This window comes from Methylobacterium sp. WL1 (assembly GCF_008000895.1).
Lineage (GTDB): Bacteria > Pseudomonadota > Alphaproteobacteria > Rhizobiales > Beijerinckiaceae > Methylobacterium.
The window spans coordinates 5,058,347-5,082,622 of record NZ_CP042823.1; the positions used below are offsets into that span (position 1 = coordinate 5,058,347).

The 24,276-nt window shown below is 66.6% G+C and carries 21 protein-coding genes and 4 pseudogenes; 9 read left to right on the plus strand and 16 right to left on the minus strand.

The genetic code is table 11. The features are described from left to right. Positions 1-79 precede the first annotated feature (79 nt). Complete coding sequence (locus FVA80_RS24680; RefSeq protein ID WP_147909500.1) at positions 80-1,972, plus strand: TRAP transporter large permease subunit; 1,893 nt, start codon at positions 80-82, stop codon at positions 1,970-1,972. A gap of 656 nt (positions 1,973-2,628) precedes the next feature. Here FVA80_RS24680 and FVA80_RS24685 read toward each other — a convergent pair. The 7 genes from FVA80_RS24685 to FVA80_RS24715 form a co-directional block, all read right to left on the minus strand. Continuing rightward, positions 2,629-4,155: a tripartite tricarboxylate transporter permease gene (locus tag FVA80_RS24685; protein WP_147909499.1), complete on the minus strand. Its 1,527-nt coding sequence runs from the start codon at positions 4,153-4,155 to the stop codon at positions 2,629-2,631. Continuing rightward, positions 4,152-4,628: a tripartite tricarboxylate transporter TctB family protein gene (locus tag FVA80_RS24690; protein ID WP_187193501.1), complete on the minus strand. Its 477-nt coding sequence runs from the start codon at positions 4,626-4,628 to the stop codon at positions 4,152-4,154. The genes FVA80_RS24685 and FVA80_RS24690 overlap by 4 nt, the downstream gene beginning before the upstream one ends. A gap of 86 nt (positions 4,629-4,714) precedes the next feature. Next, a complete protein-coding gene (locus FVA80_RS24695) occupies positions 4,715-5,854 on the minus strand; it encodes a mandelate racemase/muconate lactonizing enzyme family protein (RefSeq protein WP_147909497.1) in 1,140 nt (379 codons plus the stop codon). 10 nt (positions 5,855-5,864) lie between these two features. After that, positions 5,865-6,851: an NAD(P)-dependent oxidoreductase gene (locus FVA80_RS24700; RefSeq protein ID WP_147909496.1), complete on the minus strand. Its 987-nt coding sequence runs from the start codon at positions 6,849-6,851 to the stop codon at positions 5,865-5,867. Further along, positions 6,848-7,744 (minus strand): fumarylacetoacetate hydrolase family protein, encoded by an 897-nt coding sequence (locus FVA80_RS24705; protein WP_147909495.1) that lies wholly within the window; start codon positions 7,742-7,744, stop codon positions 6,848-6,850. Before FVA80_RS24705 ends, FVA80_RS24700 begins: the two co-directional genes overlap by 4 nt. Positions 7,745-7,755: 11 nt before the next feature. After that, positions 7,756-8,898, minus strand: coding sequence for a mandelate racemase/muconate lactonizing enzyme family protein (locus FVA80_RS24710; protein WP_147909494.1), 1,143 nt, complete (start codon positions 8,896-8,898; stop codon positions 7,756-7,758). A gap of 56 nt (positions 8,899-8,954) precedes the next feature. After that, complete coding sequence (locus tag FVA80_RS24715; RefSeq protein WP_147909493.1) at positions 8,955-9,920, minus strand: tripartite tricarboxylate transporter substrate binding protein; 966 nt, start codon at positions 9,918-9,920, stop codon at positions 8,955-8,957. 136 nt (positions 9,921-10,056) lie between these two features. Between FVA80_RS24715 and FVA80_RS24720 the strand changes: the two genes are divergently transcribed. Continuing rightward, positions 10,057-10,773 carry a GntR family transcriptional regulator gene (locus FVA80_RS24720; RefSeq protein WP_147909492.1) on the plus strand — a complete coding sequence of 239 codons (717 nt, stop codon included), beginning with the start codon at positions 10,057-10,059 and terminating at the stop codon, positions 10,771-10,773. 31 nt (positions 10,774-10,804) lie between these two features. Here FVA80_RS24720 and FVA80_RS24725 read toward each other — a convergent pair whose 3' ends face one another. Next, the gene (locus FVA80_RS24725) at positions 10,805-11,113 is read right to left on the minus strand and encodes an enolase C-terminal domain-like protein (protein WP_243956472.1); all 309 of its coding nucleotides are present in this window, start codon (positions 11,111-11,113) and stop codon (positions 10,805-10,807) included. A gap of 209 nt (positions 11,114-11,322) precedes the next feature. On the opposite strand from FVA80_RS24725, the pseudogene FVA80_RS24730 reads away from it, so the two are divergent. After that, positions 11,323-11,664, plus strand: a pseudogene (locus FVA80_RS24730) (transposase); the annotation flags it as partial. 268 nt (positions 11,665-11,932) lie between these two features. On the opposite strand, the gene FVA80_RS24735 reads toward FVA80_RS24730, so the two are convergent. Further along, positions 11,933-12,952 (minus strand): IS110 family transposase, encoded by a 1,020-nt coding sequence (locus FVA80_RS24735; protein ID WP_147957837.1) that lies wholly within the window; start codon positions 12,950-12,952, stop codon positions 11,933-11,935. A 91-nt stretch (positions 12,953-13,043) separates the two neighbouring features. Here FVA80_RS24735 and FVA80_RS24740 point away from each other — a divergent pair. The 5 genes and pseudogenes from FVA80_RS24740 to FVA80_RS24765 all read left to right on the plus strand — a co-directional run. Further along, positions 13,044-14,054: pseudogene (locus FVA80_RS24740) on the plus strand (IS3 family transposase); the annotation flags it as partial. A gap of 347 nt (positions 14,055-14,401) precedes the next feature. Beyond that, positions 14,402-15,886 (plus strand): PAS domain-containing methyl-accepting chemotaxis protein, encoded by a 1,485-nt coding sequence (locus FVA80_RS24750; RefSeq protein ID WP_147909177.1) that lies wholly within the window; start codon positions 14,402-14,404, stop codon positions 15,884-15,886. Further along, positions 15,883-16,206 (plus strand): hypothetical protein, encoded by a 324-nt coding sequence (locus tag FVA80_RS24755; protein WP_147909176.1) that lies wholly within the window; start codon positions 15,883-15,885, stop codon positions 16,204-16,206. The genes FVA80_RS24750 and FVA80_RS24755 overlap by 4 nt, the downstream gene beginning before the upstream one ends. Beyond that, complete coding sequence (locus tag FVA80_RS24760) at positions 16,203-16,544, plus strand: hypothetical protein (protein ID WP_147909175.1); 342 nt, start codon at positions 16,203-16,205, stop codon at positions 16,542-16,544. The genes FVA80_RS24755 and FVA80_RS24760 overlap by 4 nt, the downstream gene beginning before the upstream one ends. Positions 16,545-16,627: 83 nt before the next feature. Next, entirely contained in the window at positions 16,628-17,656 is a 1,029-nt protein-coding gene (locus FVA80_RS24765) for an HD domain-containing phosphohydrolase (RefSeq protein WP_147909174.1), read from the plus strand. A 38-nt stretch (positions 17,657-17,694) separates the two neighbouring features. Here FVA80_RS24765 and FVA80_RS24770 read toward each other — a convergent pair whose 3' ends face one another. Next, a complete protein-coding gene (locus FVA80_RS24770) occupies positions 17,695-18,018 on the minus strand; it encodes a cupredoxin domain-containing protein (RefSeq protein WP_243959862.1) in 324 nt (107 codons plus the stop codon). A 371-nt stretch (positions 18,019-18,389) separates the two neighbouring features. Between FVA80_RS24770 and FVA80_RS24775 the strand changes: the two genes are divergently transcribed. Further along, complete coding sequence (locus FVA80_RS24775; RefSeq protein WP_246692458.1) at positions 18,390-19,460, plus strand: hypothetical protein; 1,071 nt, start codon at positions 18,390-18,392, stop codon at positions 19,458-19,460. Between the two features lie 36 nt (positions 19,461-19,496). On the opposite strand, the gene FVA80_RS24780 is transcribed toward FVA80_RS24775, so the two are convergent. The 6 genes and pseudogenes from FVA80_RS24780 to FVA80_RS24810 all read right to left on the minus strand — a co-directional run bounded on the left by FVA80_RS24780 (position 19,497) and on the right by FVA80_RS24810 (position 24,124). Further along, entirely contained in the window at positions 19,497-19,916 is a 420-nt protein-coding gene (locus FVA80_RS24780) for a methylamine utilization protein (protein ID WP_243959863.1), read from the minus strand. A 441-nt stretch (positions 19,917-20,357) separates the two neighbouring features. Continuing rightward, positions 20,358-21,860 (minus strand): annotated as a pseudogene (locus FVA80_RS24790) (IS66 family transposase). Between the two features lie 102 nt (positions 21,861-21,962). Then, the gene (tnpB, locus tag FVA80_RS24795) at positions 21,963-22,310 is read right to left on the minus strand and encodes an IS66 family insertion sequence element accessory protein TnpB (RefSeq protein ID WP_147909171.1); all 348 of its coding nucleotides are present in this window, start codon (positions 22,308-22,310) and stop codon (positions 21,963-21,965) included. Next, positions 22,307-22,720 carry a transposase gene (locus FVA80_RS24800; protein WP_053609154.1) on the minus strand — a complete coding sequence of 138 codons (414 nt, stop codon included), beginning with the start codon at positions 22,718-22,720 and terminating at the stop codon, positions 22,307-22,309. Before FVA80_RS24800 ends, tnpB begins: the two co-directional genes overlap by 4 nt. 90 nt (positions 22,721-22,810) lie before the next feature. Next, positions 22,811-23,014: pseudogene (locus tag FVA80_RS24805) on the minus strand (transposase); the annotation flags it as partial. Positions 23,015-23,236: 222 nt separating this feature from the next. Beyond that, positions 23,237-24,124 (minus strand): hypothetical protein, encoded by an 888-nt coding sequence (locus FVA80_RS24810; RefSeq protein WP_147909170.1) that lies wholly within the window; start codon positions 24,122-24,124, stop codon positions 23,237-23,239. Positions 24,125-24,276: the final 152 nt, after the last annotated feature.

Here is a 24,276-nt window from a genome sequence, read left to right on the forward strand (position 1 = left end):
TCCCAGTTCTGCGTTCCTCCATGGGGCGGACGGGCAGTTGCTGAACGACCTCGGTAAGCTCGCTTGAGGGACGATCGCCATGCAGATTGATATCGCGGCCGTCGAGCCGACGGCGGGGGTTGCGTTGACCGACCCGCCCCTGCGCGCACAGGGCTGGCTGCGCCGGCTGGACGCCGGCCTGGGCCACCTCGTGGAGATCCCCGCGGCGCTGCTGGTTCTGACCGAGATCGGCGTGCTGCTCAGTGGCGTCGTCAGCCGCTACGTCTTCCGCGAGCCCCTCGTCTGGTCAGACGAACTGGCCTCGGTCCTGTTCCTGTGGCTCGCCATGCTGGGCGCCGTGGTGGCCTTCCGCCGCGCCGAGCATATGCGAATGACCGCCTTCGTCGCCATGAGCGGGCCGCGCCTGCGCGCCTTTCTGGAGACGGTCGCCCTGGTGGCCGGACTGATCTTCGTCGCGCTGCTTCTGGAGCCGGCCTGGGAATTCGCCGGCGAGGAGACCTTCGTCCAGACGCCGGCGCTGGAGCTGAACAACGCGTGGCGCGCGGCCGCCCTGCCTGTCGGCCTAGGATTTATGCTGATCGTCGCGGTGATCCGGCTCTTGGAGACTGCCGACTGGAAGTTGACGGCGGGCGCGCTCGCGCTGGGCGTTGGAATCGCCGCAGGCCTCGTGGCGCTCCAGCCCTGGCTGATGAACCTCGGCAACCTCAACCTGCTGCTGTTCTTCGTCCTCGGAGTCGGCGCGCTGGTCTTCTCCGGAGTGCCGATCGCCTTCGCGTTCGGTCTGTCGACCTACGCCTACATAACGCTGACCACCAACGCCCCGTCGATGGTGGTGGTCGGGCGCATGGACGAGGGCATGAGCCACCTGATCCTGCTCGCCGTGCCGCTCTTCGTCTTCCTTGGCCTACTGATCGAGATGACCGGCATGGCCCGTGCGATGGTGGGCTTCCTGGCCTCGCTGCTCGGTCACGTCCGTGGCGGCCTGCACTACGTGCTGGTCGGGGCGATGTACCTCGTCTCCGGCATCTCCGGGTCGAAGGCCGCCGACATGGCGGCCGTGGCTCCGGTGCTGTTCCCCGAGATGAAGGCGCGGGGCGCCAAGGAGGGCGACCTCGTGGCCCTGCTCGCCACAACCGGCGCGCAGACCGAAACGATCCCGCCCTCGATCGTGCTGATCACCATCGGCTCGGTCACCGGCGTATCAATCACCGCTTTGTTCACTGGCGGCCTGCTGCCGGGCCTGGTACTGGCCGTGACGCTGTGCGCCCTCGTCTGGTGGCGCTACCGCCGGGAGGACCTGAGCCACGTCGCCCGGCCCTCGGGCCGGATCATCGGCCGCGCCTTTCTGGTGGCGATTCCGGCGCTGGCGCTGCCGTTCGTGATCCGCTTTGCCGTGGTCGAGGGCATCGCCACCGCCACCGAGGTCTCGACCATCGGCATCGTCTACGCGGCGCTGGCCGGCCTCCTGATCTACCGCCGGTTCGACTGGCGGCGGCTCTATCCGATGCTGGTGACCACCGCGACGCTGTCGGGGGCGATCCTGCTGATCATCGGGGCGGCCACCGGCATGGCCTGGGCGCTGACGCAATCGGGCTTCTCGCAGACGCTGGCCGAAGTGATGAAGAGCCTGCCCGGCGGGGCGCTCGGCTTCCTGTTCGTCTCGGCAGTCGCCTTCATCATCCTGGGCTCGGTGCTAGAGGGCATCCCCGCGATCGTGCTGTTCGGCCCGCTGCTGTTCCCGATCGCGCGGGCGGTGGGCGTGCATGAGGTCCATTATGCGATGGTGGTGATCCTCGCGATGGGCATCGGGCTGTTCGCCCCGCCCTTCGGCGTCGGCTACTACGCCGCCTGCGCGATCAGTCGGATCCACCCCGATGCCGGAATGCGCCCGATCGTCGGCTACATCGTCGCCCTCTTGATCGGCCTCCTCGTCATCATCCTGGTCCCGTGGTTCTCCATCGGATTCCTGTGATCGTATCTTTTTCATAATGGTGTCGGTGGGCGACGCTGAAGGACATCCTTCGTGAAGCGTAACGGCGTCCACACCGTCTAGCTGCGTCTGCGGAGACAGCAACGGGCGGTTTAAGAGTACCGTAAAGTGATCATCGTGAGCGCCTGGATAGAGACACGAGCGGGCATCACAACGACGTCTGCTTTTTCCGTTTCCGATTCGGAAGCGGACTGGTCGCAACTGGCCAGACTATGCCATGCCGGATCGCCGACTCGCGCAAAACCGGCCGATCGGCTTTGCGCCCATCTCGGTCATTCAGCCGACGAGGGCCTTCGCTCCGAAGCGGACGCTGAGGGAAGCCTGCAAACCCGCTAGCCCCCGCTGGGACTATCCTCATCTTGAGCGGCCGACCTGTTTTTGGAGCAAAGCGAGCCGTAGACGGCCGGATCAAACAAGGCCTTGCCGTGAGCGAATGGCACCCACCGTGACGGGCCGGCGTGCGCGGGCCGAGCGGCCCGATCGTTCACGACCTTGGGCGGCCACCTATAGCCCACCCGTCGCGCCCGCATCTCGAGCGGCCCGCAATCGGCCGATGCGGCGCGCGAAGCGCGTGCGACCATGCGCGGACCATGTCGAGGTTCAGGGCGACATCGCTCCCCCAGTCAACTTTATCAGGCTTAGCCCTCCATCACGACGGGGCCATCGGGCACCAACGCTCCCCGGCGTCGCCAGCGCAGAAAGAGCTGTCCGAGGATCAGGATGGCGCAGACCGCGAGGAAGGCGGCGCTGATCGGGCGCTCCACGAACACCGTCAGGTCGCCCTGCGACAGCAGCATGGCGCGCCTGAAGTTCTCCTCGAAGCGCGGCCCGAGCACGAAGCCGAGGAGGATTGGGGCCGGGTGGAAGCCGAGGATCAGCAGGAGGTACCCGAAGATCCCGATCACCAGCGTCTCGCCGACCTGGAACAGGCTGCTGCTGGTCGAGTAGACGCCGATGCACACGAAGAACAGCGCGCTCGGATAGAGGTAGCGGTAGGGGATCGTCAGCAGCTTCACCCAGACGCCGATCAGGGGGACGTTGAGCCCCATCAGCAGGATGTTCCCGACCCAGAAGCTCGCGATCAGGCCCCAGAAGATGTCCGGGTGCTGCGAGATCAGGAGCGGACCCGGCGTGATACCCTGGATGGTCAGGGCGGCGAGCAGCAGCGCCATCACCGCGTCGCCCGGGATGCCGAGGCTCATGGTCGGGATGAAGTCGCCCTGGACCGAGGAGTGCGTCGCGGTCTCGGGCGCCGCCACACCCTCGATCGCGCCCCGCCCGAAGCGCTCGGGCGTGCGCGAGATCTTCTTCTCGGCCGCGTAGGCGACGAACGAGGCGATGGTCGGGCCGGTGCCCGGGATGAGCGAGCACAGGCTGCCGATCAGCGTGCCGCGCAGGATCGGCAGGGCGGAGCGCTTCAGGTCCTCCCCGCTCGGCCGCATGTCGCGCAGGCGCACGCCCGCGGCGCCGCGCAGCGGCTCGACCTTGTTCACGCTCTTGAGGAACTCCGCGATCCCGAACAGCCCGAGCGCGAGGGCGACGATCTCGATCCCGTCGGCGAGTTCGGGCAGGCCGAAGGTGAAGCGCTCATAGCCCGACGTGACGTCGGTGCCGAAGATGCCGAGCAGGAGGCCGAGCGTCGTCATGGCGATGCCCTTCAGCGCCGAGCCGCGGGCCAGCGTCGAACCGGCGAGCAGCCCGAGCAGCATCAGCGAGCACACGTCGGCGGGCCCGAACTTCAGCGCCGCCCGCACGAGGAGGGGCGCGAAGAAGATCATCATCACGATGCCGAACGAGGCACCGCAGAATCCGCCAAGCATCGTGATGCCGAGTGCCGTGCCGCCCTTGCCCTGCTGGGTCAGAGGGTAACCGTCAAGGCAGGTCACAGCATGCGGCGGATGGCAGGGCAGGTTGAGCAGGATCGAGCAGATCGCGCCCCCGTACTGCGCCCCGTAGAAGATGCCCGACAGCATCAAAATGGCGGCCACCGGCGGCATGGCGAAGGTGAGCGGAAGCAGGATCGAGATCGCCGCCATCACGCCCATCCCGGGCAGCACGCCGACGATGTTGCCGAGCAGGACCCCGGCGAAGCAGGCGAGGAAGTTCGTTGGCTGGAGGGCGACCTCAAAGCCGTGGGCGAGGTCGGTGAGCGCCGTGCCGATCATGACTGCCCCCAGGCGAACGGCGGCAGCTGGATGTGCAGGCCGTAGTAGAACAGGCTGCAGCCGAAGGCCGCGATCAGGGTCGCAAGGAGGGAGGCACCCCGCACCGTCGAGGTGCGGTCGCCCATCGCCGACAGGAACACGCAAGCGAACGTCGCCGGGAACAGGCCGGCGGTCCGGGCGAGCAGCAGGAAGGCGAGCATCCCGCCGATGATGCAGGTCCAGCCGCGCCATTCGGGTCGGCTGAGGTCGACGCGGTCGTGGTCGTGTGCGTCGGCGACGGTCGCCTTCGACAGCCCGATGCTGAGGCCGCAGGCCACGAGGATGACACCCATGGCCAGCGGAAAGGCCCCTGGCCCGATCGCCGCCAGCGTGCCGAGGCCGTAGGTGGCCGATTCCGTGATGGCCCCCAGGCCGATCAGCGCGGTCAGGACGCCGGCGTAGCGCTCCCTGTGCTGTTGGATCGAGTGAAGCACGCGTCCCTCCGGTCGACCTGGCTTTTTTGTTCTTGCTCGTGCGAAGCCCCCGGACGTCGTGGGGCCGCGCGATCCGTCAAAGGAGATCAGACGTAGCAGGGGCCGTCGATCAGCGGATTGGCGGCTAGGAAGCGCTCGTCGACCTCGACGCCGAGGCCCGGACCGTCCGGCGGGCACACCTTGCCCTCGGCGTCGAGCCGGTAGGGCAGACCGATCACGTCGTCGCGGAAGGGGTTGTGCCGGGCCACGTCCCCCTCGAAGTAGCCGGGGTTGTCGACGGCCGCGAGCAGGTGGAGCGTCGCCACCATGTTGATGCCGGTGGCCGAGGTGTGCGGGTTGACCGAGATCTTCCAGGCGGAGGCGAGGGCGGCGATCCGCATCGTCTCGGTGATGCCGCCGGTCTTCGACAGGTCGGGCTGGACGAAGCCGAGGTAACCGGCCTGCAGCGCCTGCACGAACTCGTAGCGCGTGAAGTGGTTCTCACCGGCGGCGAGCGGCACGGTGCCGAAGCGCGCCGCCTCGCCGTAGCTGTAGGCATCGTGGGGCGGGAACGGCTCCTCCAGCCACGCAACCCCCGCCGCCTCGAACGCCGGCATCACCCGGCGCACGTCGTCAACCGTGTAGCCGGTGTTGGCATCGACCAGGATCTCAACGTCGGCGCCCAGAGCTTCCCGCACCGCCTCGACGCGGGCAATGTCGCGCCGGGGGCTGTCGCCGACGCGCAGTTTCACCGCTCGGTATCCGGCGGCGACGTGGGCACGTGCCTCGTCGGCCAAGGAGGCCGGCTCCTGCCAGCCGAGGGAGATGCCCCCGGCATAGGCTGGCACCGCGCGGGCGGCGCCCCCGAGCAGCCGGTAGATCGGCCATCCGGTCGCCTTGCCGCGGATGTCCCACAGGGCGATGTCGAGTCCCGACAGCGCCATCGCGGCGGCCGCGCCCATGCCGTGGCTGGCGAGCTGCATCCGGTAGACCCGGGCCCAGACGCCGTTGACGTCGAGGGGATCCATCCCGACGACGAGCTCGGACAGAGTCGTGTCGATGAGCTTGGCGATGGCGCCGGGGCAGCGGCCGTGATGGGCCTCGCCCCAGCCGACGAGGCCTTCGTCGGTCTCGACCTTGACGAGCACGGCGTCGCGCTTGACCGCCCGCCCGATGCCGAGGCGGACGTTCTGGCCCTCGGGGACCCGGAACGAGATCGGGACGGACTGGATGCGGGTGATGCGCATGGGTTTTTCCTCAGGCGGAAAGAGTCTTGGATTGGGTCTCGGGCAGGATCTCGGGATTGACGAGGTTGCGCGGTCGCTCGCCGCGCAGGATGCGCAGCATCTCCTCAACGGCGCCGACGCTCATCGCGCGTGAACTGGTCTGCGTGATGCCGGCCACGTGCGGGGTCAGCAGCAGGTTCGGGCAGGCCAGGAGCGGGTGGTCGGAGGCCAACGGCTGCACGTCGAACACGTCGAGTGCCGCACCGGCGAGCTTGCCCGCCTGCAGGGCGGCGGCGAGCGCGGCCGCGTCGATCACGGGCCCGCGGGCGACGTTGATGAGGACGGCTTGCGAGCGCATCCGGCTGATCAGCGCCGCGTCGACGAGGCCGCGCGTCGCCTCGGTGAGCGGGCAGGCGATCACCACCGCGTCGCTCTGCGCGAACAGCGTCTCCAGGTCGACCGCCTGGACGAGACCGCCGAGCGTCGTGCCGCTGCGGGAGGTCCCGAGCACGCGCATGCCGAAGCCGTGATGGGCGATCCGCGCGACGCGGCCGCCGATCTCGCCGAGGCCGAGTACCCCGAGGGTGCTGCCGCCGATCTCAGAGAGGCCCTCGGCGATGGGTCGCACGGCGCCCCATCCCCCCGCCCGCAGGCCGCCGTCGAGACGCCAGACCTGGCGGCGCAGGTGGAACAGCGCCGCGAACACGTACTCGGCCACGGCCTGGGTGTTGCTGCCGGGTAGATTGGCGACCGGGATGCCGCGCGCGGTCGCCACCGCGACGGGGATCATGTCGAGGCCGACGCCGTGGCGGACGATACCGCGCAGCCGCGGCGCGCCGTCCAGGATATCGTCGGGAAGCTTGACGCGCACCACGAGCCCCTCCGCCTCGGCGACGAGCGCCCGCAGTGTCTCGGGGCTCGGGTCGGGTGCGGTGACGGGGCGGGCATACTCTGCCAGCATAGCCTCCGCCTCCGGATGGATCGGGTTGGTCAACAGGACCACGGGGCGCTTGGTCATAGACCTTCCTCGGCGACGATCGGGCTGATCAGACTGCCCAAACCCTCGACCCAAGCGGTCATCGTCGTGCCGGGCCGGATCCAGGCGGGCGGCTGGCGCAGAGCCGCGATCCCCGCCGGTGTGCCGGTGGCGATCACGTCGCCCGGCTCCAGTGCCGTCTTCCGCGACAGGTGGGCGACGAGGTCGGCGACCGAGAACAGCATCAGGGCCGTGGAGGAGTCCTGCAGGCTCACCCCGTCGATCGACAGCCCGATCCGCAGGGCCTGAGGATCGGGCACCTCGTCGCTGGTCGCGAGGTAGGGGCCGAACGGGCCGAAGGTCGCGATGTTCTTGCCGGGTCCGAAGCCATCGCGGCGGATCAGCTCGCTGGCGCTGACATCGTTGAACACGCCGTAGGCGCAGACATGAGCCAGCGCGTCTTGCGCAGCGACTTGCTCAGCGCGACTGCCGATCACCGCGGCGATTTCGGCCTCGTAGGTGCAGCCGCCGATGCCCGGCGGCAGCACCACGGGCTCGCCCGGGCCGATCACCGTCCACGGCTCCTTCATGAAAAGGAACGGCTCGCTCGGATGGGGCGCGCCGCGCTCGGCCAACGCGTCCACGTAATTGTGCGCGATCCCGAAGATCCGGCCGGGTTTGGGCAGCGGTGCGCGCAGGCGCACCGATCGCAGCGGCAGCTGCGCGGCCTCCGGGATGGCATGATCGCGCAGGCGCGCTGCGGCGTCGGCCAGCCCGGAGCGGATCAGGTCCAGGACCTGCGGGGGAGAGCCGGCGAGCGCCGGCTGCAGCGCGGGATGGGCGAGGTCGACGACCAGGTCGCCCGGCCCGCTGGCGTCGCCCAGCAGGATACCGGCCCGTTCCGCGCCGCCGCTCGAGAAGGTGACGAAGCGCATCGCGGTGTGCCTCAGGCGGCGCGGTAGCGGTCGATCACGGCGCGGTCGACCTCCACGCCGAGGCCCGGCGCGGTGGGGACCGCGACCTTGCCGCCGACCTGCCGGATCGGCTCGAGGGCCAGGTGATCCCGGAAGGGGTTCTCCTCCTGCTCGAACTCGAGCATCGGCGGGACCGGGAACAGGCAGGGCGGCTGATCGGGGATCGAGGCGAGGAAGTGGATGGTCGCGGCGAGGCCCACCACCGAGCCCCAGGCGTGGGGCACGCACTCGACGCCGTGCGCCGTCGCCATGGCGGCGATCTTCTTGCACTCGGTGATGCCGCCGGCCGCGCACACATCGGGCTGGACGATGTCCATCGCCTTGCGCGTGATGGCGTCGCGGAAGCCCCAGCGGGTGAACTCGTTCTCGCCGCCGGCCACCGCAATGTCGAGGGCGCGGGTGACCTCGACGTAGCCGTCGAGATCCTCCGGCGAGATCGGCTCCTCGAACCACTCAATGCCGAGCTCCTCCAGCCGCCGTCCCATGCGAATGGCGGTGGGCACCGTGAGCGAGTGATTGGCGTCGACCATGAGGCGGATGTCCGGGCCGACCGCCTCGCGCACCGCCGCCACGCGGGCGATGTCGCGCTCGATCGAGCCGAGACCGATCTTCATCTTCACAGCTTTGAAGCCGGCCTCGACGTAGCCGCGCGCCTCCTCGACCGCCTCCTCGACGAGCCGATCCATGTCGGTGAAGTACAGGCCGGTCGCGTAGGCGTCGACGCTGGTGCGGAAGGCGCCGCCGATGAGCTTGTGCACCGGCTTGCCCACGCTCTTGCCGATGATGTCCCAGAGCGCGATGTCGATGCCGCTGATCGCGGCGATCGACATGCCCTTCGGCCCGTAATCCTTGATCCGGTTGTACAGGTCCTCCCAGACGACCTCGACGTCGAACGGGTCCTGACCGATCACGCGGGGGGCGAGTTGCGTGTCGATGAACGCCTTCGCAACTGCGGACGGCCCGTAGCACTCGCCCCATCCGACGATGCCGTCCGCCGTCTCGATCTCGACGAGGCAGGTGCCGCGGGTCTTGTACAGCCAGCCGCGCGAGGAGGTGAACGGCCGTTTGATCGGCGTGGTCACCACATGGCAGGTGATCGTCTTGATCTTGGTCACGCTATCCGTCCCGGTCGTTGTTCAGATCGTTCGAGCGCTCGGAGGGGCGCGTCGGCTCAGGATTTGAAGACCTTCTCGGCCACGACCTTGATCGACTGCTCGACCCGATCGACCTCGGCGGTCAGCGCATCCCCGGTCAGGGGTGCGATCAGAAAGGCGTTGCGCTCGGCGAAATCCTTGAAGCGCTGGTCCCCGATCGCGGCGCTGAAGCCGTCGATCAGCTTGGTGCGCACCTCCGGCGGGAGCTTGGCTGGGGCGACCACGTAGGCCATCTGCACCACCGGGCCGAACGGGAACACATCGTAGCCGCGCTCCTTGAAGGTCGGCACGTCGGGAAACTGCCGGAGGCGCTCGTCGGCAAAGACGCCGAGTGCGCGCACGAGGCCCTGCTGCAGCTGGCCCAGCGATTCCGCGGGCTTGAGCACTGCGGCCTGGATCTGCCCGCCGGCAAGGTCGGTGATGACCTTGGCGCCGCCCGTGTACGGAGCGTTGATGTAGGCGACGCCCGCCGCCCGGGCGGTCATCGAGGCGAAGATGTGATTGAGGTTGTAGTTGCCCGGCGTGCCGATCGACACGCTGCCCGGGTTCTTCTTCATGTGCGCGAGGAAATCGTCCAGGGTTTGGTACGGGCTCGACCCGGGGACGAGGAGCATCAGCGGGTCGATCGAGACCCGGGCGATGTGGCTGAACTGGCCGCTCTTCAGAGGCGTCTTGCCCTCGGCCATGTAGGCCAGCGTCGAGCTCGTCCCCATGCCGAGCGTGTACCCGTCTGGGTTCGCCGTCGCGACGCGCCGCATCCCGATCGTGCCGGTCGCGCCGGGCTGGTTCTCGACGATCATCGTGATGCCGCGCTCCTTGAGCAGCGGCTGGAGCCCGCGTGCCAGGATGTCGTTCGAGCCCCCCGCGTTCCAGGGCACGATGAAGGTGATCTCGCGCGCCGGGAAGCCCGACTGCGCCAGTGCGGCGCGGGCGCCGAGTGCCCCCAGGGCAAGGCTTCCGACGAGGCTGCGGCGGGTGAGCATGGCGTTCCTCGTGTATTCGTTGTTTGTTATAACGATGGAAAGTGGGTAGGTTGTCAAGTGTGGTCGCAGCCGGTCTCGCTGATCCATCCTGATCCAGCGGCGCAGGATTGCTGGCGGGCAGGGGGGAACCAACACCATGAGACAGGTCGAGCGGTTGCCGCTCTGGGACCAAGCCTACGCGGAGCTGCGGACCGCCATGCTCGGCGGACGGTTCGGGCCGGGTGAGCGGATCCTCCTGCGTGAGGTCGCGGCCGAACTCGGCATCAGCCTCACGCCTGTCCGCGATGCGGTCAACCGGCTGATCGCCGAGCACGTGCTGGACCGCGGCAGCTCCGGTCAGGGCGGCGGCGCCGTGGTCCCGCGCATGAACGTGGAGCGTTTCGACGAATTGCTGACGATCCGCTGCGACCTCGAAGGTCGGGCCGCGGCCCGCGCCGCCGAACGCGCAGCCCCGGGCGACCTCAGCGTCCTCGACGCGCGGCTCGCCGAGATGAAGGCCCTGATCCGGCAGCGGAACCTCGACGCGTATCTCGACCTGCACCGGCGCTTCCATTTCGAGCTCTACGCCCTCGCGCGCATGCCGATCCTGGAGGGGCTGATCGAGAATATCTGGCTCAGGTGCGGCCCTGTCCTGACCTACGTGATCCCGGACTACGTGCTGCTGGAGAAGGGCAGCGACCTGCACACCGCGGCGCTCTCGGCCCTGCGCGCCCGCGATGCGGAGGCAGCGGCCACGGCGATCCGGCAGGATATCCGCGAGGCGGGCCAGTACATCGCCGGCCTCGCCGACGCCGCCGGGCTCATCGCCGAGCCGTCCGCGAGCCACCGGCCGCGGGCGCACGCGGCGTCATGATCGGGAAAAGATGACTGCGATGAGGATGCTCCTACGTCAGGACGGCTGTGGCCTTCGCCCGGATGAGATCGCGGTCGATCTCCGCGCCGAGCCCGACCCCCGTTGGCGCGTGCACCATGCCGGCAGAATCGACCGCGATGTCCGCGGAAAGCCCGTACTTCTGCGCCGCATCCGGCAGCAGAACCTCGAAGAACTCGGTGTTGCGGATCGCCATGATGACGTGGAGGTTGGCGACGTTGTTGAGCGAGTTGCCGCCGTGGTGGACCTCGAAGTTCATCCCGAAGGCCTCCGCGAGATGGGCCGCCTTGACGAGCGTGGTGATGCCGCCCTTGACCGCCACGTCGCCGCGCAGGAAATCGGTGGCGCGCTGCAGGATCCAAGGCGCGTAGGACTCGAAGCCCGCCTACGGATACTCGGTCGCCATGATCGGCACGTCGAGCTTGGCCTTGAGCTTGACGTAACCGTGTCCGACGTCAGCACCTGTGGGACAGATTGAGGGTCTTCACGAACGGAGGATGACTGGTTCATCGTAGCCCCTGAGGAACGAAGATGAAGCAGACATCCGGACCGGCCAAGAAGCCGGCAGAAGCGGTGATCAAGGACATCCGTCGGGCCACACGTCGGCAGTTCTCGTCCGAGGAGAAGATCCGCGTGGTGCTGGAAGGCTTGCGTGGCGAGGACAGCATCGCCGAATTGTGTCGACGTGAGGGGATCGCCGCCTCGATGTACTACGGCTGGTCCAAGGAGTTCCTGGAGGCTGGCAAGAAGCGCCTGTCCGGCGACACGGCTCGTGCGGCCACCACGGACGAGGTGCGGGATCTCCGTCGCGAAGCGGGGGCGCTGAAGGAGGTCGTAGCTGATCTCGTCCTGGAGAACCGTCTGCTTAAACGTATGGCCCGCCCCGTCTGCAAGGTCGTCAATGAAGGTGCCTGTGACCGGTCTGCACAAACGTATCCGGCATGTCGGCACGGTGGCCGCCGCCAAGATGGAGAGCCGCACGTCCCGGGCCTCATAAGCAATTCGGCCTCGGGGGCCGCTTTTTTTGCCAGGCTTCCGGAACGCCGCTCGACCGTCAGGCCATCTTCACTGTCCTCCCGCAGACCTCGTGGACCCGGGCCGAGCGATCGCGCTCCGCCTCAGGTCAACCTCTTTTGATGCCCTATGCGAGGGCCGGCTCCGGCTGCCGCTCGAAGCTCACTCCTTTGCGCAGCGTCGCCCAAGCGATCCGCGCGAGCTTGGCGGCGAGCGCGACGACCACGACGTTGTAGTGCGCCCGCGCCAGCAGACCGCGCAACCATCGGCCGGTCGCATCCTCGACCTTGGACAGTGAGGCCAGCGCTGCGCGCGCTCCATGGATGAAGAGCCCACGCAGATAGGCGTTACCCCTCTTGCTGATGCCGAGCAGCTTCGGCTTGCCGCCGGTCGTATGCTGTCGGGGCACGAGGCCAAGCCAGGCCGGCAGGTCGCGCGCGGACGCGAAGGCGCTTCCGTCATCGACGGCTGCGCGCAAGGCCGTGGCCGTCATCGGCCCGACGCCTGGGATCGACACCAGGCGACGTGCCGCCTCGTCGGCGCGGGCATGCGCCACGAACTCTCGGTCGAGCGCTTCGATACGGCCGTCGAGGCTCGCCCACTCCTCACGGATCTCGGCGACGAGAGCTTGGATACGCGCGCCAATCTGCGCCTGGGGATCCGTCAAGAGAATGCCGACCGCCGTCTCGAACTTGCGGCGGCCTTGCGGGAAAACGAGACCGCGCTCCAGCAGGATCGCGCGGAGCTGGTTCATGAGCATGGTGCGCATGCCGACCAGCCGAGACCGGACCCGGTGCAGGCTCTGCATGTCGAGTTGCTCCTGCGCCTTGAGGAGCACGAAGCGCATCGTCGGACGTGTGGCGGCCTCGGCGATCGCTTCGGCATCACGGTCGTCGTTCTTCTGCGCCTTGACGTAGGGGCGGACATACTCGGGCGACATCAGTCGGATGGTATGTCCCTGCGCGGCCAGCAGCCGCCCAAGGTGATGGGCGCCGCAGCAGGCCTCCATTGCGACGACACAAGCGGGCAGCTTGGCCGTGAGGCCGACGATCGTCTCACGCCGTGCGCGACGACGCAGAACCACCGTACCGGCTGGGTCGAAGCCAACCAGGCTACAGCTGTTTTTGCCAAGATCGATACCCAGCACGGCGACCGAACTCTTTGCCATTCCCGATCCCTCCATTCCTCCAAGGCAGCAGCATGCCACCAACGGTTCGGTGAGGGGCGGGCCATCCCATAAGCATGAGCGGGGCTGGGGGCGACGAGGCATGAGGTACCCGGCCCCCGAGAAGCTGGAGATCATCCGGCTGGTCGAGCAATCCCACCTGCCGGTGCGTGCCACCCTGGACAAGCTCGGCATCACGCGCTCGACGTTCTACCGCTGGTACGACGCCTACCAGCGCGGCGGCCCCGAGGCGTTGAATGACCATCCTTCGCAGCCGAGCCGGGTCTGGAACCGTCTACCTGCAGAGATCCGCGAGCAGATCGTTGCCTTGGCTCTGGAGCAGCCTGAACTCAGTCCGCGTGAGCTGGCGGTGCGCTTCACCGACGAGCACCGCTACTTCGTCTCGGAAGCGACGGTCTACCGGTTGCTCAAATCTCAGGACCTGATCACCAGCCCGGCCTATATCGTCATCGAGGCCGCTGACGAGTTCCGTGATAAGACCACCGCGCCCAACCAGCTTTGGCAGACGGACTTCGCCTATCTGAAGGTCGTTGGCTGGGGCTGGTACTACCTGTCGACCGTCCTGGACGACTTCTCACACTACATCGTCGCCTGGAAGCTGTGCACGACGATGCAGGCCAGCGAAGTCACCGCCACGCTCGACCTGGCGCTGGGTGCGGCTGGGCTCGATCAGGCGCGGGTGATGCCGCGGCCACGCCTGCTCTCCGACAACGGGCCGAGCTACGTCGCCAGCGACCTGGCTGACTGGCTCGGCATTCGGGGCATGACCCACATCCGCGGTGCGCCATGCCATCCTCAAACGCAGGGCAAGATCGAGCGTTGGCATCAGACACTCAAGAACCGCATCCTGCTCGAACACGCGTACTTGCCCGGCGAGTTGGAGACGCAGGTTGCCGACTTCGTCGAACACTACAACCATGCCCGAGCCCATGAGAGCCTGAGCAACCTCACGCCCGCTGACGTCTACTTCGGACGCGGCGAAGGGATCCTGGCCGAGCGGGAACGCATCAAGCGCCAGACCCTGATGGATCGCCGCTTGCGCCACCACGCGCAGGCCGCCTAACCTCTCACCCCAGATGGACCAGAGCCTCCGCTCCTGAACACCGCTGAATGTCCCAAATCATCTGACGACGGACAAACTGCGGTACTGCGCGCGCTCAGCATCTTTGAACACTCATAAGTTGTATCTGTGCGGTTCACGGCAGCGTGATTACTGTTTTCTGGAATATAAACTGTGTCAAAATTAGCTCTCGGATCCGGGAGCATCGCCACGTTAAGGCATAAATAACTTTCTTCCTCTAGTATCTAGACAACGGTGCCACATTTGAGTGACGCGCCGGTGGGCTGCACCGTAGGCCGTTGGGCTCCTGGGTGTCGTCGAGCAGCCTCAACGATCCTGGGAGTGATGCCATGTTCGGTGGAATGCGTGCGCACGCCGATCTCGCGGCCAAACTCGATGCGCTCGACCGTTCACAGGCGGTCATCGAGTTCCAGCCCGACGGCACCATCCTTACCGCCAACGCCAACTTCTTGACGGCGATGGGCTACATCCTGGCTGAGGTACGGGGGCAGCATCATGCCATGTTCGTCGAGGCGGCACACCGCGACAGCGCCGAGTACCGCGCGTTCTGGGACGCGCTGCGGCAGGGAAGCTTCCAGTCCGCCGAGTTCAAGCGCATCGCCAAGGGCGGTCGACCTGTCTGGATCCAGGCAAGCTACAACCCGGTGCTCGACCGCGCCGGCCGGGTGGTCAAGGTGGTCAAGTTCGCCGCCGATATCACCGCCCAGAAGATGCGCGCGCTCGATCTCGACGGGCAGATCACCGCCCTGCACCGCTCGCAGGCAGTGATCGCGTTCGATCCAGCCGGCACGATCCTGGAAGCCAACCAGAACTTTCTCGACGCCGTCGGGTATCGCCTCGACGAGATCGTGGGTCGCCACCACAGCGTGTTCGTCGATGCCGCCGAACAGTCGGGGGCGGCCTATCGCGGGTTCTGGGATCACCTCGGACGCGGCGAGTTCGCAGCGGGCGAGTTCCGACGCATCGCTAAAGGCGGGCGCGAGGTCTGGATCCAGGCGACCTACAGCCCGATCAAGGATGTCGACGGCACGGTGCTGCAGGTGGTCAAGTTCGCTGCCGATATCACCGCGCAGGTGCACGAGCGTCAGCGCCGGACCGAGGCGCAGCGGATGATCGGTGCCGACCTCGATGCTATCGGCTCTGCGGTCGACGACGTCACCCGGCAGACCGCGGAGGCCGTCGGTGCGGTCGGACAGGTCTCGAACGACATCCAGTGCGTCGCTTCGGGGGCGGAGGAGCTCTCGGCCTCGGTCGACGAGATCAGCCAGCAGGTCACCCAAGCCGCACGCATGGCCGGTGAGGCGGTCGAGCAGGCCCGACGCACGGGAAGCATCGTGGCGGGGTTGAGTGGGCAGGCGGCGCAGATCGGCGACGTGGTTGCGCTGATCCAGGGCATCGCTTCACAGACGAACCTGTTGGCGCTCAACGCCACCATTGAGGCGGCACGTGCCGGTGTAGCCGGCAAGGGCTTCGCAGTGGTCGCGTCGGAGGTGAAGGCCCTGGCCGAGCAGACCGCCAAGGCGACCGACCAGATCCGCGGGCAGATCACCGCGACGCAGGCGGCGACTCGCGAAGCGGTCGAGGCGATCGGTTCGATCCGGGGCACCATCGGTCAGCTCGACGAGGTTTCGGCGGCGATCGCGGCGGCGGTCGAGGAGCAATCCGCGGTTACGCGCGAGATGTCGGGGAGCATGCATACGGCCGCGAACGGCGTAACCACGATCGCCGGCGGCATGGAGGCGATAGCCCGGGCGGGCGAGCGGGTCGATGCCGCCACGCGGCAGGTTCGGGAAGCCGCACGGGCGGTCGCGTGACGATGGCCCAGCCCCCTGATTTCACCGCCCCCATCCTCGAGCATGACTGGGCTCAGCTATCGGAAGTTAGCGCTGCCGTGCGGCGTAGCCTCGACGATGCTCTCTCGGATCTCGTGCGCGAAGCGGTCGAAGAACCGACGGAGTCGTACGCGGCGAGCTGCGCACGTATCGATCGGGCATTCGGTGACCGGATGGCCCCATATCGGGATCTCGACTGGGCGGTGGATCGAGCCACGGCACTTCAGCACGTGCTGAAGCAGGGCCTGCGCCAGGGACCATATCGAACGGGCGATGATGATCCCAAGGTTCGTGGGTCGTGACCGGAACGATCGTCCCTCTGCGGTTGAAGCGCGACGAGGCATCCGCCCTCATTCGTTTTGATGCCGCGGCGGTGGAACTGCTGGTCGAGGGGCAAGCCTCGAACCTCTCGGTCGCGCGTCTCGACGCCATTCTGGCGCTGCTTCGTGGACAGCGGGCCAAGTTGGTCGCGATCCTGGCTGATCTGGAGGCGCGGGCACCAAGCTGCGATACCCGGATCGCTGGCATCAACGTAGACTTGCGGGATAGGACACGTGAAGCGTTGGCTCTAATCGACTTGCTCATTCAACGAGGTCAGGCCTGCAGGACGACAACAGAGCGAGGTCTGCCGCCGGGTTAGCGCCATTCCCGTTTGCCGCGGGGCATCAGGATGGCTGACGTTCAAATTTGCGCTGAGCTTCCGATGACCGGCGATGGATACCGATGAGCGAGCTTCTGCTGATTACCGACGACGTCGCTCGCGGCGAGCGTCTGTCCCGGGATCTCGGCGCGCGCGGGCGGTGTCAGGTTCACGACCTGTACGACGACGCAGTGCCAGCCATAGCTCCTGCTCTGATCGTCAGCGATGTCGGGGGGCTCACCTCCGCCGCTATCGTTCGCCTGCGCCGCATCCTGGCTCAGCTCCGAGGTGAGGGCGTCCCATACCTCTTCCTCGTTCACGGTAATGCCGCCCGTGCAGAGGCTCAGGCTCAGGTTCTGGGCGCTACAGCCACGGCCGGGGTGCGACAGATGCTCGAAGCCGTGGACCGCCTGCAGGGAACATCGATCCCAGTGCTCGCACGAACCCGAGCCGTCGAAGCTCGACAGTTCTTCCAGCACGCGCTGTTCTCCAGTCGATCGATCACGCCCGCTACGGCCGATATCGGCACCGACCTGGTCGTGCGTGCCGTCGGTGACATCGGCATCCACGACTGGGTCCGAGCGGTTCAGCAGTTCGACGATGCCACGCACCAACACTGCCTGTTGGTCGCCGCCCTCGCCGCGGCGTTCTCAGGGGCACTCGGCTTACGCCCAGCTGATCGCCATCGCCTGACGCGGGCCGCCCTGCTGCACGATGTCGGCAAGATCCACATCCCCGTCGAGATCCTGAATAAACCGGGCCAGCTCACTCATTCGGAGATGGCGGTGATGCGAACGCATGCGCAGCGCGGTCATGCCATGCTCGTGGCCGCCGGCTTCAGCGACGAACTGCTCGCGGCTGTCCGCTCCCACCACGAGATGATCGATGGGAGCGGTTACCCCGATAGCCTCCGGGGATGGGAGATCCCGGACTTCGTGCGCTTGGTGACGGTCTGCGACGTCTACGGGGCGCTGATCGAGCTGCGTCCGTACCGGCCAGCAATGTCAGGCCAGAAGGCCTATGGTCTTCTGCAGAGCATGACCGGGCAATTGGACGACGATCTCATCCGAGCGTTCCAGCCCGTGGCTACAGCGTTCAGGCCCGTAGCCTAAACGAATGCGTGAGCGCCGCGCGCCGTGGAGGTCAGCAGCTACTGTACGTGTAGGGTAAGCTTCATCTTCGGGTGGATGCCGCACTGGATGATGAAGTCCCCGGGCTGCTTCAGTGTCAGCGTGGCCTGCTTGCCCGGCTCTTGGTCGCCGGCATCGAACGCGAACCGATCGGCCTCGATGAAGGCGTGATGCACCGCGCTGTCGTCGCCGTTGACCAGGGTAATGGTGTCGCCCTTGTGTAGGAACAGGTCAGTGGGATCGTAGTGCCGCCCCTTCTGCAGCACGATCCTGATAGTGCTGGACAGGTCTGCGCGAGCCGATCCCGCCGCGGCGAGCGCGATAGCCAAGACGACGACGGACATACCGGTTCTATAAGCGCGCATAATCTGCCTCGTATTGCGGCACGACGCTGGCACGTGAGGTGGTGAGAGAGCGGCCGGGCAATGCGTAAAATTCAATCCATCTGCTGAGCTGGTCGAACGGCTCGTAGGCCTGACGCTGCTCTGGAAGGTGGGACCTTCACCTTGCCCTACGTTCTTAATTTGGGCCGACGTCTGCTTCTTGCTGCGGCGAGATCCCAAGCGCCGACCTGAACGCCTTCGTGTTTTGAATTCACGGTCAGCGTCACTATTAACCATCGCGCAACATAGGTTAACAATTCATTGGCGCGAAGCTTAGCTTTGTGAGGAAATACGTAGGCGGGGCGGTGCCCGCCACGTCTTTCGAGGTCATCATGGTTCGGGTCTCGGCGCTCAGGCTCACGCGTCGCCTGGGTACGCGCGCGCTGGCAAGCCTCGCAGCCCCACCCTTGGCCCTCCTCGCCGGTACGAGCTCCGCCAGCGCTCACGTGAAATGGTTCTGCGCCTACGACGTCGCCGGGCAGCCGCGCGGCCTCGAGCAGGTGCTGTGCGCTGACTTCGAGTGGCTCGCTGGTCTGGCCATCTTGTGCCTAATGTTTGGGTGCCTGGCCGAGGGCACGCCGCTGGGCGGCGCCTTGCTCAACGCGCTGGATCGTGTGACCTCCCGGGTCCGAACCGACACCGAGCTGCTGGTCCGCGCCACGCTGGGCTTCTTCTTCGTCTCGCTGTGGGGGATGGGTGGTATCATCCTCACCCCGGAGCTCAAGACTGACATCGCCTGGATCCCGTGGTTCCAGCTCGCGCTGGCCGCCTGCCTGATCTGGCGCCGGACCATGCCGCTCACCGGCCTGGGCATCGTCTTCCTATTCAGCTTCGCCACCGCGCAGTACGGCGTGTTCCACCTCGCCGACTACCCGGTGTTCCTCGGGGTGGCGGTCTACCTCGTCTGCCAAGGTCTCAACCTGAAGCCCTTCGGCCTGCGTCCGCTCGACATCGTGCGCTGGACCGCCGCCATCACGCTGATGTGGGCCTCGGTCGAGAAGTGGGCCTACCCGCAGTGGACCGATCCGCTGCTCGCTGCCAAGCCACAGATGACCATGGGCGCGACGCCCGAGTTGTTCATGCAGGCGGCCGGCGTCATCGAGTTCACCCTGGCCTTCGCGCTGCTCTGGACCCCGCTGGTGCGACGCGCCGCGGCGATCATCCTGGCCGCGATCTTCGTCTCGGCGGTGTTCGAGTTCGGCAAGGTCGACGCGATCGGGCATTCCGGGATCATCGTGGTGCTGCTCGGCATCGCCGCCGACGACGTGCGCACCGCGGTGCGGGTCCGCGACATCACGTGGGCGCCGGCCTACTACGGTGGTGCGCTCGCAACCTTCCTGGCGCTGTACTACGTCGGCCACGAGGCCCTGTACGAAGGCGTCGCCGGCCTGCCGGTGATCTGAGGCGGGGTCGGCGGGTGGATCTCAGCGGTGATCCGCCTACCGAACGCGGACGGCGAGTCTCATCTTCGGATGAACGCCGCACAGGACGGTGAAGTCGCCTTCCTGCGGGAAGGTAATTACGGTCCTGGCCCCAGGTTCGATATCGCCGGAGTCGAACGCGAACTCCTCGGTGTCGACGTAGGCATGGTGGACGAAGTTGGCATCGTCGTTGATGATGGTGATGTGCTCACCGATACGCAGAGCCACGTCCCGCGGTCCGAACTGCTTACCTTTCTGCGATATAAGGTGGTCCGGGTCCGGCAAGCCAGCGATAGCGTGACCGGCTATGGTCAGGGAAGCTGCGGCACACACCAGAAATGTCGGAAACAATTTCCAGTTGTTATTCAGCACTGGCGCCACCATAGATTTACCAATCGTCTGAATGAATATTGAATTTAAATCGTTAACGCCAGCCAAAAATATTCCATATCCTCGGTTTTATAACGAGGATGTGATCCGACTGGGCGCAGACCTGGAGAAAACGGCGGCGCGCGCGTCCGCGAGTTCTGCTGTTGACGAGGCCTACGCCGACGAGTCCCGACCCAGCACCTTGTCGACGCGGTAACTATGTCAGTTCTACGCTCGACATCCCGGATGCGAGCGGCGGGTGCCAAATAGGCGATGACGTAGCGGCAATCCTGCTCACCCTTAAGGCTAAGAACGCCGAGCTACGCAAGCAACTGGCGATGGCGCAGAACATGCTCATGGAGACCGTGATCGACGCCGGCAATCTGCATGACAGGCAAGCCCGGTTCCAGTCGATCTCACCCACTGCGTGCAGGCGCTCCAGAAGCACGCGATGCAGGCGGCTCCACGTACGCCTGCGGTGAAGGCCGCGGTCGTGCTTCCGATGGGGTGTCAGGCGGCAATCTGCCTGGGCTGATGTTGGGTCCAGTTCCACGGCAACAGATCGTCGATGCGTAGAGCCGGATGGTCAGGCAGGCGGTTGAGGACGTCGGCGAGCCAGACCTGCGGATCGATGCCGTTGAGCTTGGCGGTCTCGATCAGCGTGTAGAGGGCCGCGGCGCGATGGCCGCCCGCATCCGAGCCGGCGAAGGTTCAGTTGCGGCCTACCGCGATGGGCCGGATCGCGCGTTCGGCGGCGTTGTTTGAGAGGCAAACGCGCCCGTCGTCGAGGAAGAGGATGAAGGCGCTCCAGCGCTTGAGCATGTAGTCGATCGCTCGCGCCACCGGAGCCTTGGCCGAGAGCTTGGCGCGGTTGGCCAGCAGCCACGCCTTCAACTCGGCGACGAGGGCGGCCGAGCGGGCGCTTCGATGCGCACGGCGCTCGTCCGGTCCCAGGCCGTTGATGGTGCGCTCGACCGCGAAGATCGCGTCGATCCGCGCCACCGCCTCGATGGCGATCGGAGCCTTCCTCAGGTCAGCCAGCTCGAAGAACTTGCGCCGGGCATGCGCCCAGCAGGCCGCCTCGCGGAGCGGGCCTGGTTTGCGACCGGGCTCGTACAGCCGACCGAACCCGGAGAAGGCATCCGCCTGCACGAGGCCGTGGAAGTCGCCCAGCCAGGTCTCGGCATGCGCGCCAGAGCGGTCGGGGGAGTAGAAGTAAGCCACAGCCGGTGGTTCGGGACCACCGAAGGGACGGTCGTCACGCACCACCGTCCAGAGCCGCCCCGTGCAGGTCTTGCCCTTGGCCAGGACCGGTACGGGCGTGTCGTCGAGATGCAGGCGCTCAGCTCTTCGAACATGAGCCTCGATCCGGGCGACCAGGGGCGACAGGGCGCGCGTCACCGCTCCGACCCAGCCGGCCAGCGTCGAGACGTCGATCGGCACGCCCTCGTGGGCAAAGCGCTGGCTCTGGCGATGCAGCGGCAGGTGCAGGCCGAACTTGGCCATCATCACCTCGGCGAGAAGGTTTGGGCCCGCTCGTCCGCGGGGGATCGGGTGGAAGGGGGCCGAGGTCTGCGCGATCGTCTCGCAATCGCTGCACGAGAAGCGCTCGCGCACGTGCTGGATCACGGCCCAGCGCGCGGGGATCCGCTCCAGGGTCTCGGTGACGTCCTCGCCGAGGGGGCGAAGGCGCGTCCCACCGCAACAGGCGCAGGTCGTCGGGCCGGGATGGACGATGCGCTCGCGCGGCAGGTGCTCGGGGAGAGGCCGGCGGGCGGGCTTGCGCCTTGAGGAAGCTGCACCGGAGAGCGCTTCGGGCTCGGCAGCCGCCTGCGCTTGGGTCTCGGCCAGCGTCTCCTCCAGATCCTCCAGGACGAGTTCGAGCTGGTCGATCCGGGCGCTGCGCTCCGAGGAGGTCCCGAACCGTTCTCGCCGCAGCCGGGCGACCTCCAGCTTCAGCCGTTCAACCGCGATCTCCGAGGCGAGCCGGGCCGCCCGCTCGGCCAGGATCATGGCATGGGCGGCGGCAAGGTCCGTGGGAAGCGGCGGGGGCTCGGGCGCATTCGACCCGCTGGAGAGAAGAGCATATTCCTCAAGTGTTGTAACGCGTTATCCTCAGCCCAGGGCGCCAGGACGCCAGCTCTCCTGCGGCATCCGCCAGTCGATCCCAGAGAGCAGGTAGCCGAGTTGCGCCGTCGAGATCGTCACGGCTCCGTCGGCCACCGAGGGCCACAGGAAACGGCCGCGGTCGAGCCGCTTCGTGAACAGGCATGCCCCCTGGCCGTCGTGCCAGATCACCTTGATCAGGTCGCCACGCCGTCCTCGGAACACGAACAGATGCCCGCCATGGGGGTCGCGCTTGAGCGTCTCCTGGACGATCAGGCCGAGACTGGAAAAGCCTTTGCGCATGTCGGTGTGGCCGGTGGCCAGCCACACCCGCACGTTGGCCGGCAGCGGGATCATCGGCCCTCCAGGGCATCGAGCACTCGACGCAGCGCCGCGGCATCGACGTCCCTGTCGACCTTGAGACGCCGACCGCCGCCGAGATCGATCTCAATGACGCCGCTCTTGCGCCGAGGCCGACGCAGCGGCGCTGGAGCACGCGGATCATCCGACTGCTGGGTGGGAACAGGAAGTGACGGCTCCGGGGTGATCGCGACGGGCACGAAGACCGGGGCCTGCTCGTCCCCTCCCAAACGGCCTTCCCGAGCCTGACGACGCCACGTGAACAGCAGGCCCTGGGCGATCCCGTACCGGCGCGCCACCGAACACACCGACACGCCGGTCTCGAACGATGCTTCGACGATCCGCACCTTGTCATCGAACGACCAGCGCCGCCGCCGTTCGGCGTTCTCCAGTAGCTCGCCCCGCATCGTCCCGACCCGCTGACCTTAACGCCAGCATTAAGGTCAGGCCTCACCGCTGAGTGCGATGCTCTCAACCGCGGCCTTCACCAGAGGCGTACGGCTCCACACACCCGCCGCCTGCCAGTCCCGCAGCCGCCGCCAGCAACTCATGCGGGAGCCGCAGCCCATCTCGGCCGGCAGCATCCCCCACGGCAGGCCTAAGCGCAGCACGAACAGGATATCCGTCAGTGCGGCCCGGTTCTCGATTGGAGGACGCCCGCCCTTCGGACGGGGCCGAGGCGGTGGCGGGAGCAAAACGATCTCATCTTAGAGATCGCCGGGGATAAGAAGTCTAACCATGCCAAATCAACGCTAAAAACCTCAATAATTGCCGTTTTATTAGGCAACAAAAGCCGTCCAATTCCAGCGAAGCCATTCCATTATGCAAGCTATATTGTAACGAATTATCACCGCGCTGCCTACGTTGAACCTCTGGATGGGATCTTGGCCACGAGTGCTGCTCACGATTGTCAGAGTAGCGGTTTACCCTTGCTCGCTATCGGCGCGTTCGTACGACGTGAAGCCGAGTACCAGCTCAGACAACTCTGGCGTCCGAAGATAGCCATAGGATTTGTGCGGGTTCGCTGACCCGTTCGGGCGCAGGTAGGCGTTCACCACCGCCATGTCCGTCACGCCAACACCGCGGTCGCTGGGCACGAAGGTGTCCGAGAGTTCACCGGCCACCGCGGCGAGGTCGCGATTGTCGGCCATGTTCGTCCAGCGATCCACGTTGTTGGGGACCCGAGCCTCACCGTTCTCCTCTCCGATCTTCGCCCTCACCTCCGCGAGTCCGAGGGGTGAGCCCAACGTCACGAGATGCTCGACTCGCACCGATGGCGCCTCGCGTTCGAGCATGCGTAAGGCGTCGTATGCGATGATTGAACCCATCGAGTGCGCGACCAAGAGCGTGCGTCTCCCGGCATGCTGTTCGAGCACAACGATGAGCCGACGCCGGACCTGTCGGGCGAACGGAGTCTCGGAATGGTAGTGCCACAGGTCGTCGAAGCGATGTTCGAGGATCGCGTCGTCGATTGGCGTCGCTCCCGTCGCCGTATGGAGTGCGGCCAAGCCGCGGTAGACCTTACCGACGATACCGTCGTTCAAGCTCGCGTCAGATCCCGGCTCAAGGCGTGGGAATGGTCCGGACTCCTCGTCGGGTCGGTAAGGCTCGTCGTTGGCGTCGCCGAGGAGCGGGTAGTCGTAGCGTAGATCAGCCCAGTACACGAACTCGAACGGGAATTCTCCGCCATCCTGGCCGCAATTCCGTAGTAAACCCTCAGCGACAGCCGCTCTCCACCACCGCCACTTCTCATCATGCGGGGGCTTGTTCTCAAGGCCATGGATGCCGACGACTATGCCTGCAGCGTCCAATTTTCATGCCCCGTCGGATCGTGGTGAAATCCCGGTTCTGCATACATGCTGGGGCAATCGCCAGATCAAGCGCCGGCTGACGACCCCGGCGTTGTGTATCATAGCCGCTGCCCACCCCAAACTTCGATTTGAGTGCGAGGTAGGAAGACGAT

Bases quoted from the DNA above. Each gene is read 5' to 3' on its own strand.
- FVA80_RS24680 (WP_147909500.1), top strand. From the start codon at position 80: ATGCAGATTGATATCGCGGCCGTCGAGCCGACGGCGGGGGTTGCGTTG.
- FVA80_RS24685 (WP_147909499.1), bottom strand. From the start codon at position 4,155: ATGATCGGCACGGCGCTCACCGACCTCGCCCACGGCTTTGAGGTCGCC.
- FVA80_RS24695 (WP_147909497.1), bottom strand. From the start codon at position 5,854: ATGCGCATCACCCGCATCCAGTCCGTCCCGATCTCGTTCCGGGTCCCC.
- FVA80_RS24700 (WP_147909496.1), bottom strand. From the start codon at position 6,851: ATGACCAAGCGCCCCGTGGTCCTGTTGACCAACCCGATCCATCCGGAG.
- FVA80_RS24705 (WP_147909495.1), bottom strand. From the start codon at position 7,744: ATGCGCTTCGTCACCTTCTCGAGCGGCGGCGCGGAACGGGCCGGTATC.
- FVA80_RS24715 (WP_147909493.1), bottom strand. From the start codon at position 9,920: ATGCTCACCCGCCGCAGCCTCGTCGGAAGCCTTGCCCTGGGGGCACTC.
- FVA80_RS24720 (WP_147909492.1), top strand. From the start codon at position 10,057: ATGAGACAGGTCGAGCGGTTGCCGCTCTGGGACCAAGCCTACGCGGAG.
- FVA80_RS24750 (WP_147909177.1), top strand. From the start codon at position 14,402: ATGTTCGGTGGAATGCGTGCGCACGCCGATCTCGCGGCCAAACTCGAT.
- FVA80_RS24765 (WP_147909174.1), top strand. From the start codon at position 16,628: ATGAGCGAGCTTCTGCTGATTACCGACGACGTCGCTCGCGGCGAGCGT.
- FVA80_RS24770 (WP_243959862.1), bottom strand. From the start codon at position 18,018: ATGTCCGTCGTCGTCTTGGCTATCGCGCTCGCCGCGGCGGGATCGGCT.
- FVA80_RS24775 (WP_246692458.1), top strand. From the start codon at position 18,390: ATGGTTCGGGTCTCGGCGCTCAGGCTCACGCGTCGCCTGGGTACGCGC.
- tnpB (WP_147909171.1), bottom strand. From the start codon at position 22,310: ATGATCCCGCTGCCGGCCAACGTGCGGGTGTGGCTGGCCACCGGCCAC.
- FVA80_RS24800 (WP_053609154.1), bottom strand. From the start codon at position 22,720: ATGCGGGGCGAGCTACTGGAGAACGCCGAACGGCGGCGGCGCTGGTCG.